Below are 8,642 nucleotides of genomic sequence, written 5' to 3'. Positions count from 1 at the left end.
GGCGGGGGGGGGGGGGCGCCCCCCCGCGGGGGGGCGGGCTGCGGGGCCCCCGCGGGGCCTCCCCCCGGCCGCGCCCCCCCCCCGGGGGGGGGGGGCCCCCCCCGCCCCGGCCCCCCCCCCCCCCGTCCGGGATCCGGCACAGAAACAGATCCGGCACAAAAAAGAAGGAAGACAGATCGTCATCGGCGTGGTTACCATGCGGGCGATGAACACCTTCTCCTTTTCCGGATTGGGGGAATCATTCGCGCAAGGTGAGTGCTGATGGCACCTCACTTCGCGAATGAGATTCCTCCCCACCTGCTGATGTGGCGGCGCGTACGTGAGTACGCCGTGCCACCGTCCATGATCGAGAACTCAACCGCACGGCGTGCGGTCGGCGACTGGGCGGGGGCTTGCGCCGCCGCCCGTGTCCACGTCGATCTCGATCTGCGCGCCGTGCGCCGTCGCCACGGCACCCCTGTGGTCACCCTCCTCCGGGAGGACCTGCGCCGGCTGGCGCCCGATCTGCTCCGCTGGCACATGCCCCGCATCGCCCCGGACGGCCGGCTCCGGCCCGGACTCACCCTCTCGCTCGCCCGTTACGGGAGGGCCGGCGGCACGCCGTTGCACCTGGTGGTGCGGACCCCGCCCGCCTGGGCGGACGGCGGCCAGTGGATGTCCCTGGCGCTGTGGGAGGGCTCGGGGAACGGCACCCCCGGACACCGTCCCCATGGACACCACCCCCATCCGCATCCCGAGCGGCGTTTCCGGCTCGATCTGCACCGGCATCTCTGGGACGCCGGGCGGAGCAACGAGCTGACCGCCCGGTGTGGAGCGGGCAAGGCTCCACCCTACGATTCGCCCTGGGCCGACGGGAGTTGGGCCGTCGAGGCCGAGCTGCTGTTGCGGGCCGAGAGGCTTCCTCGCGGGGCCTTCACCGTCCGGCTCGGCGCCCGCAGACGGGCCGTGCTCGAACTCGTCGCCCCCGACGACAGCCATGTCCCGACACTCCGCGCCCTGCCCGAAGGCATGCTGCCGCCGCAGGAGGTCGCGGCGCTCCCGGTGCTGCCGGAGGCGGCGGCCCGGGTCCTGCCGGATCTGGAGCTGCTGCGGACGGGGCTCATCCCGCCCGAGCGACTGCATCCGCTCGTCGCCGCAGCGCTGGCGGGGTACGGGTCGGCGCCGGTGGGCGGTCCCGTACCCGAACCCGGCGATCCGCATCGCGTGGAGTGCCGCGGCGAGACCCACCGGATCGCGCTGCGGGACGGAGTGCTGACCGCGGTCGACCACGACCCCGCCCAACTGCGGCGCGAGGAACTGCTCGTGGCGCTCGGCGGGCCCCCGCTGCCCTGTCTGCGGGCGATCGACTCGGTGCACCGGGATCCGGAGGCACTGCCCGCGGTCCGGGAGCGGCTCCGCCACGGTGACGTCACCGGGGCGCTGGCCGTCGTCGAAGGCCTGCTCGGTCCTGGCGCGGTCCTGCGCGACGGGCCGCTCCGCGAGGAACTGGAGCAGGCCGCTGCCCGCCACGTCGACCACGGGCTCTTCCGCTCGGGACTGGTCGCCGTGCATCCCGCCGCCGGTACGGCAGGGGGCGCGGACGTCCCGGGTGGCGCGGACCTCCCGGGCGGCTCGGGTGGGGCGGGCGGCTCGGGCGCGGGTCGGATGAAGGCCGGTCACCGGCCCCGGCTCGACCGGTTCACGCCACTGCCGCTGCGCAGCAAGCTGATCGGCCGGTCCCGGCCCCGCACCAGTCAGGCCTCGTGACCGGCGACCCGCCGCGGTCCCCCTTCCCCCACTCCCTGCTGCTTGCTCCTCGGTCGTGCTGCGCGTTGCGCGCCGCACGCCTCCATGCCGTCCAGGACGGGCTTTCCCGTTCCCTCAACCCCTCCAGGTGATGCCCATGACCATCAGCGCCACCCTCCTGCCCACCCCGGCACCGGCACCGGCTTCGGCCGACGCCACACCCGTACCCTCGCCCGCCCGCGTACCGGATACGGACACCCACCTCGCCGTCGCCGACGGCCTCCTGGCTCTCCTGCGGGCGACCACCACCGAGCCGCGCCCCGACGAGCAGCTCGAAGCGCTCACCCTGGCCGTGGCGGCGGATCTGCCCGTGCTGCTCTGGGGTGAGCCGGGTATCGGCAAGACCGCCGCCCTGACCCAGCTCGCTGCCTCGCTCGATCTGCCGCTGACGACCGTGATCGCCAGCGTCCATGAGCCGTCCGACTTCTCGGGGCTGCCCATCGTGGGCGAGGACCCCGCGGTGCAGGGCGTGCCGATGGCGCCGCCGCAGTGGGCCGTGGAGCTGGTACGAGCCGGTCGCGGGCTCCTCTTCCTGGACGAGCTCTCCACCGCCACCCCGGCCGTGCAGGCCGCTCTGCTGCGGGTCGTCCTGGAGCGGCGGGTCGGCGCGCTCCAACTGCCGCCCGGCGTACGGATCGTGGCCGCCGCCAATCCCCGCGTTTCCGCGGCGGACGGATGGGAACTGAGCCCGCCGCTGGCCAACCGGTTCGTCCATCTGTACTGGGTGCACGATCAGGAGGTGGTGGTGCGTGGTCTCGGCGGTGTCTGGCCGAGGGCCGAACTGCCGCGACTGGACCCGGAGTTGCTGGCGGAGGCGGTGGCCTTCTCCCGGCGCGTGGTCTGCGGCTTCCTGACCGCGCGGCCGACGCTGATCCACCGGCTGCCGAGCACCGAGACACGGCGTGGCGGTGCGTGGCCCTCACCCCGGAGCTGGGACGCCGCGCTGACCCTGCTGGCCTTCGGCACGGCGGCCTCGGTCTCCCGCGAGGTGCTGGCCCTGCTCGTACGCGGTGCGGTGGGCGACGGCCCCGGACTCGAACTCCTCGCGTACATGGACCGGATGGACCTGCCGGACCCGGAGACGCTGCTCGCCGACCCGGCCGCCGCCGAGCTGCCGGAGCGGGGCGATCTGCGGCAGGCCACGCTGGAGGCGGTGGTCGCGGCCGTCGGAGCGCGGCCGGAACGGGAGCGCTGGGAGGCTGGCTGGGCGGTGCTGGTGCGGGCCCTGGAGACCGGTACCGCGGACCTGCTGGTCGCCCCGGCGACGGCCCTGGCCGCGGTGCGCCGCGACGACTGGGAGGTGCCGGCGACGATGGACCGGCTGGCCGGCGTGGTGGGTCTCGCCCGGCGGGCGGACCGGTCGGTGGAGCGGGTCGCCGCGGCAGCCGCCGCGGCCGAGCGCGCGGCGGCGGGGACACGCCGATGACGGGGACCCCGAGGGCTCCGAAGCAGGCGACTCCGCACGCCCGACCGCGTCCGGTCCCCCGGCCCGCGCCGCCGCGCCCGGTGCGGGCCGCCCCGCCGGAGCAGCCGGCCAGCTCCCGTGCGGCGGCTCCAACGGCCGGACTCCCGCTGGACATGGAGAAGTTGCTGGCCGCCCGGCTGCACGCGGTGAAGGTGCGCCCGTACCTCGCCGGTGCGCTCTTCGCCCTGCACGTGGTGGAGGACCGGTCGGTGCCGACGATGGCGGTGGACGCGCACTGGCGCTGCTACGTCTCCCCCGGGTTCGTGGCGCGCATGCCGATGGAGGAACTGGCGGGTGTGTGGGTGCACGAGGTCTCCCATCTGCTCCGGGACCACCACGGCAGGGGCGAGCGGTACGCGCGGCAGCACGAGGAGTCCGGACCGGGCGAGGGAAGCGGGACGGGGGTCCCCCCGGCCGAAGGCTGGGGGAGGTTGCGCCGGAACATCGCCGCGGACTTCGAGATCAACGACGACATCTACGGGGACGGTCTGCCGCGGCCCGCCGGAGCGGTGCTTCCGTCCCTGCTGCGGCTGCCGGACGGGCTGTTGATGGAGGAGTACCTGCGGACGGCGTCGATGTCCGGTCTCACCGCCGACCTGGCCTGGCTGGACTGCGGCAGCGGCGCCGACGGGCAGGCCCGGCCGTGGGAGCTAGGGCCTGACGGGGCGAACGGGCTCAGCAGGCACCAGCAGGACGCGGTCCGCTTCCGGGTCGCGGAGGGCATCAAGGGCCGGCCGGGCGAGGCGCCGGAGGGCTGGCGCCGATGGGCGGACGAGGCGTTCCAACCGCCGCAGCCGTGGCGGCAGTTGCTGGGCGCGGCGGTGCGGTCGGCGGCGGGCGCCCCGGGCGCGGGCGAGAACCACAGTTACCGGCGCCCGTCCCGGCGCTCGGCCGGTGTGCCCGGGGTGGTGCTGCCGAGTCTGCGCCGTACGCCGCCCGCTGTCTGCGTCGTGATCGACACCTCCGGGTCGGTGAGCGACGCCGAACTGGGCAGCGCGTTGCTGGAGGTGGCGGCGATCTCGCGGGCGGTGGGCGGGCGGCGCGACCTGGTCTCGGTGATCTCATGCGACGCGGCGGCCGGGGTCGCCGTGCCGCTCTGCCGCGCGGAGAACATCGAGCTGGTCGGCGGCGGGGGCACGGACCTGCGCTCCGGTTTCGCCCGGGCGCTGCGCTCCCGGCCCCGCCCCGACGTGATCGTCGCCCTCACGGACGGCCAGACCCCCTGGCCCTCCGCACCACCGCCCTGCCGTACGGTCGTCGGTCTCTTCCCGCGCCCCGCCCGAGCGGCGGACGAGGAGGACCCCGACTACGTACCGGACACTCCGCCGTCCTGGGCGCGTGTCGTCACGATCGGCTGAGAGCCCGCCGGGCGGGAGCTGCCGCGGCCACCGCATCTGCAGCAGCTGCCTGTGCCTCTGCCTCTGGCGGGGAGCCGGCCGCCGCGGTGAGGCGTCGGTCGGCCAGTTGCCGGGCGGCCCTCATCGGGGTGATGCCGGTCGTGCGCGCGAGGCCGAGGAGGTGGCCGACGGTGTCGCCGATGCCCTCGACCCGCTCCAGGGCGGCCTCGTGGCTGTAGCCCTCCGACTCCCGGCTGAGCGTGTAGGCGACCCCTCCGGCGCCGGCCACGTAGTCCGGCACCCAGACGATGCCGCGCTCCGCGAGGGTGTCGGCCACCGACTCGTCGGCGAGCTGGTTGTTGGCCGGTCCGACGACCAGCGGCGCGGTGAGCCGGGGAACGCTCGCCTCGTCGAACACCCCGCCCACGGCGGCCGGGACGAGGATGTCGGCCGGTGCCGACAGAGCCCGGCCGGGCTCGACCCACCCGTACCCGCTCGCCAGCGCGGCCTCCTTGCGGGAGTGGTCCACGTCCGACACCACGACGTGCGCCCCCTCGGCGGCCAGGCCTGCGGCGACCCGGCTGCCGACGGACCCGAACCCGCTGACGACGACCACCTTGCCGGTGCAGGAGGCGTCGCCGAAGACATGCCGGGCGCCGGCCCGCAGCGCGGCCAGGACGCCGACGGCGGTGGGCCCGCCGGAGTCCCCGGTGCCGCCGTGCTCCTCGGGCGCGCAGTACGCGTACGGCGAGAAGCGCCGCAGGACCACCATGTCCTCGGGACCGGTGCCGATGTCCGGTCCTGTGCGGTAGGAGCCGTCGAAGGAGGCGATCAGCTCGCCCAGGTCCTCCAGTGCGGCCTGCCGCAGGTCCGGGGTGACGTCGGTGTCCCGGTCCAGGGCGATCACGCTCTTGCCGCCCCCGAAGTCCAGACCGGCCACCGCCGACTTGTACGTCATCGCCTCCGACAGGCGCAGCGCGTCGGTCAGTCCGTCCTGCCAGGTGTCGTAGCGGCGCATCCGGCAGCCGCCGGCCGCCGGTCCCAGTACGCGGGAGTGGACGGCGACGATCAGCGGCAGGCCGGAGCGGCGTCCGCGGCGGACGACGACCTCTTCGTGTGCGAATGCTCGACTCATGGCGCCGAAGCTAGGCTGATGCGCGGACCACCGGGAGCTGCGCCGAATTACATTCGGTGTGCGGGCAGGGGAGGAAGCCGTGGACGAACTTGATTCGGCGATCGTGCGCGAACTGCAGGCCGACGGTCGGCAGTCGAACCGCGCCCTCGCCGGGAAACTCGGCATCGCCCCCTCGACCTGTCTGGAACGCACGAGGCTCCTGCATCGGCGCGGGATCATCCAGGGCTACCGGGCCGAGGTCTCCTTCAAGGCGCTCAACCGCTCGGTCCAGGCAATGGTGTTCACCCAGGTACGCCCTCTGCGCCGGGACGTCGTCACCTCGTTCGAGCAGTCGGTGACGCGGCTGCCGGAGGTGGTCTCCGTGTACACGATGACCGGGAGCGACGACTTCCTCGTCCATGTCACGGCCCAGGACATCGACCACCTGCACGCCTTTCTCCTGGACCAGTTCACCAACCGCCGGGAGATCATCGCCTTCCGCACCTCGATCATCTACCAGCACCTGACCAACCCGGTCCTCGGCCCGCTGCCGCCCGCGGAGTAGAGGCGCACCGGCAGCGCGGCGAGCGGCCCGACCCATAGGACCCATGCCATGACCACTGCACGCACCTTCCCCCTGGAGCCCACCCCGATCCACGTGTCCGACGAGGTGCTCGACGACCTGCGCGCCCGTCTCGCGTCGACCCGTCCGCCGTTGGACGAGGGGAACGAGGACTGGTCGTACGGCGTCCCGGCCGGCTACCTCGGTGAGCTGGTCGCCCACTGGCGGGACGGCTACGACTGGCGCAGGGCCGAGGCCGCCATCAACGTCCACGAGCACTACCGCGTGGACGTCGCCGGTGTCCCGGTGCACTTCATGCGCAAGCCGGGCCGCGGCCCCCGCCCGGTCCCGCTGATCCTCACCCACGGCTGGCCGTGGACGTTCTGGCACTGGTCGAAGGTGATCGGCCCGCTCGCCGACCCGGCCGCGTCCGGCGGTGACCCCGCAGACGCGTTCGACGTCATCGTGCCGTCCCTGCCCGGCTTCGGTTTCCCGGGCCCGCTCACGGGCTTTCCGGACGTCAACTTCTGGAAGGTCTCCGACCTCTGGCACACCCTGATGACCGAGACCCTGGGCTACGAGAAGTACGCCGCCGGGGGCTGTGACATCGGCGGGATCGTCACCAGCCAGCTCGGCCACAAGTACGCCGACGAGCTGTACGGCATCCACATCGGCTCCGGGCTGCCGCTGGACTTCTTCACCGGCCCCCGCGCCTGGGACTTCGCCCGGAACCGGCCCCTCACCGACGACCAGCCCGCCGAGGTCCGCGCCCGCCTCGTCGAGCTGGACCACCGCTCGGCGTCCCACCTCACCGTGCACATGCTCGACGGCGCCACCCTGGCCCACGGGCTGAGCGACTCGCCCGCCGGGCTGCTCGCCTGGCTGCTGGAGCGCTGGAACTCCTGGAGCGACAACGGCGGCGACGTCGAGTCCGTCTTCACCAGGGACGACCTGCTCACCCACGCGACGATCTACTGGGTGAACAACTCCATCGCCACGTCGATGCGTTACTACGCCAACGCCAACCGGCACCCGTGGGCCCCCGCCCACGACCGCACCCCGGTGGTGGAGGCCCCGGTCGGCCTGACCTTCGTCACCTACGAGAACCCGCCCGGCGTCCACACCGCCGAGGAACGCGTCCGGGCGTTCGAGACCGGCCCGCAGGCCGCCTGGTTCAACCACGTCAACGTCAACGCTCATGACCACGGAGGTCACTTCATCCCGTGGGAGAACCCCGACGCCTGGGTGAACGACCTGCGCCGCACCTTCCGGGGCCGCAGACCCTGACGACGGCACCGCTCTGACCTGGGGCGGAGGAGTACGGGAGGACATATCCGGACCGCGGTGTGGGTAACTTCCCCCGCATGGCTGCCGTGTTGTTCGACTTCTCCGGGACCCTCTTCCGTATCGAATCCACCGAGAACTGGCTGCGCACCGTACTGGCCGAGGCCGGGACGGCGCTGCCGGAGCAGGAGTTGCTCCGGACCGCGAAGGAACTGGAGGCGGCGGGCGCGCTGCCCGGCGGGGCGCCGCACAGGGGGCCGGTGCCGGCCGAGCTGACCGCGCTGTGGGGCATCCGCGACGAGAGCGCCGAGGCGCACCGGGCCGCGTACACGGGAGCCAGCCGCCAGGTGGCGCTGCCCGCCGCGGAGCTGTACGACGCGCTGTACGACCGGCACATGAGCCCGGCGGCCTGGCGTCCGTACGCCGACGCGATCGACGTACTGCACACGTTGCGCGACCGCGGGGTCGCGATCGGGGTGGTCAGCAACATCGGCTGGGATCTGCGGCCCGTGTTCCGCGAGCACGGCCTCGACGCGTACGTGGGCGCCTACGTCCTGTCGTACGAGCACGGCGTCCAGAAGCCGGACGCCCGGCTGTTTGCGACCGCCTGCGACGCGCTCGGCGCCGATCCGCGCGACACGCTCATGGTCGGGGACGACCGGCAGGCGGACGGCGGCGCGGCGGCCCTGGGATGCGGGGTGCACTTCGTCGACCATCTGCCGGTGACCGACCGGCCGAACGGTCTGCGGCCGGTGCTGGACCTGATCCGCACCTGATCGCCGTCGGCGCCGCACCGGCCCTCGGGCCGTTCCTCAGCTCTGATAGCCCTCGACCTGCGAGGACGGCCGTACGCGCGCGTCGTCCGGGTTCTCTCCGAACTCGGACTTCGCGCGCCGCTGCCGCAGCAGGTCCCAGCACTGGTCGAGGTCGCGCTCCAGCCGGCCGAGCCGCTCGTGTTCGGTCGCGCTGTCGATCTTCCCGGACGCGAGGGCGTCCCGGAGTACGCGTTCGTCGTCGACCATCGCCGTGATCCTCGCAAGGATCTGCTCTTGATCCATGGGTGTACGCCTCCTCGGCACTCCTGCCCACTGTAAG

Annotated in this window: 8 protein-coding genes; 6 read left to right on the top strand and 2 right to left on the bottom strand. The window is 73.6% G+C overall.

Going from position 1 to position 8,642, the window contains the following annotated elements; translation table 11 throughout:
• Nucleotides 1-261 precede the first annotated feature (261 nt).
• From ACFVH5_RS34525 to ACFVH5_RS34515, 3 genes are all read left to right on the top strand, one after another.
• A complete protein-coding gene (locus tag ACFVH5_RS34525) occupies nucleotides 262-1,746 on the top strand; it encodes a hypothetical protein (RefSeq protein ID WP_385837617.1) in 1,485 nt (494 codons plus the stop codon).
• A 130-nt stretch (nucleotides 1,747-1,876) separates the two neighbouring features.
• A complete protein-coding gene (locus ACFVH5_RS34520; protein ID WP_385837616.1) occupies nucleotides 1,877-3,211 on the top strand; it encodes an AAA family ATPase in 1,335 nt (444 codons plus the stop codon).
• Between the two features lie 152 nt (nucleotides 3,212-3,363).
• Nucleotides 3,364-4,608, top strand: a complete 1,245-nt coding sequence (locus ACFVH5_RS34515; RefSeq protein ID WP_385837615.1) for a VWA-like domain-containing protein — start codon at nucleotides 3,364-3,366, stop codon at nucleotides 4,606-4,608.
• On the opposite strand, the gene ACFVH5_RS34510 is transcribed toward ACFVH5_RS34515, so the two are convergent.
• Complete coding sequence (locus ACFVH5_RS34510) at nucleotides 4,595-5,722, bottom strand: Glu/Leu/Phe/Val dehydrogenase dimerization domain-containing protein (RefSeq protein WP_385837614.1); 1,128 nt, start codon at nucleotides 5,720-5,722, stop codon at nucleotides 4,595-4,597. The genes ACFVH5_RS34515 and ACFVH5_RS34510 overlap by 14 nt on opposite strands.
• Nucleotides 5,723-5,801: 79 nt before the next feature.
• Here ACFVH5_RS34510 and ACFVH5_RS34505 point away from each other — a divergent pair, with 79 nt between their 5' ends.
• The 3 genes from ACFVH5_RS34505 to ACFVH5_RS34495 all read left to right on the top strand — a co-directional run bounded on the left by ACFVH5_RS34505 (nucleotide 5,802) and on the right by ACFVH5_RS34495 (nucleotide 8,323).
• Nucleotides 5,802-6,266 (top strand): Lrp/AsnC family transcriptional regulator, encoded by a 465-nt coding sequence (locus ACFVH5_RS34505; RefSeq protein WP_385837613.1) that lies wholly within the window; start codon nucleotides 5,802-5,804, stop codon nucleotides 6,264-6,266.
• Nucleotides 6,267-6,314: 48 nt separating this feature from the next.
• A complete protein-coding gene (locus tag ACFVH5_RS34500; protein WP_385837612.1) occupies nucleotides 6,315-7,550 on the top strand; it encodes an epoxide hydrolase family protein in 1,236 nt (411 codons plus the stop codon).
• A gap of 77 nt (nucleotides 7,551-7,627) precedes the next feature.
• Entirely contained in the window at nucleotides 7,628-8,323 is a 696-nt protein-coding gene (locus ACFVH5_RS34495) for an HAD family hydrolase (RefSeq protein WP_385837611.1), read from the top strand.
• A 36-nt stretch (nucleotides 8,324-8,359) separates the two neighbouring features.
• Here ACFVH5_RS34495 and ACFVH5_RS34490 read toward each other — a convergent pair whose 3' ends face one another.
• A complete protein-coding gene (locus ACFVH5_RS34490; protein WP_385837609.1) occupies nucleotides 8,360-8,605 on the bottom strand; it encodes a DUF2630 family protein in 246 nt (81 codons plus the stop codon).
• Nucleotides 8,606-8,642 lie beyond the last annotated feature (37 nt).

This window comes from Streptomyces sp. NPDC127119 (assembly GCF_042677425.1).
GTDB lineage: Bacteria > Actinomycetota > Actinomycetes > Streptomycetales > Streptomycetaceae > Streptomyces.
This window is presented reverse-complemented; position numbering and strand designations above follow the sequence as displayed.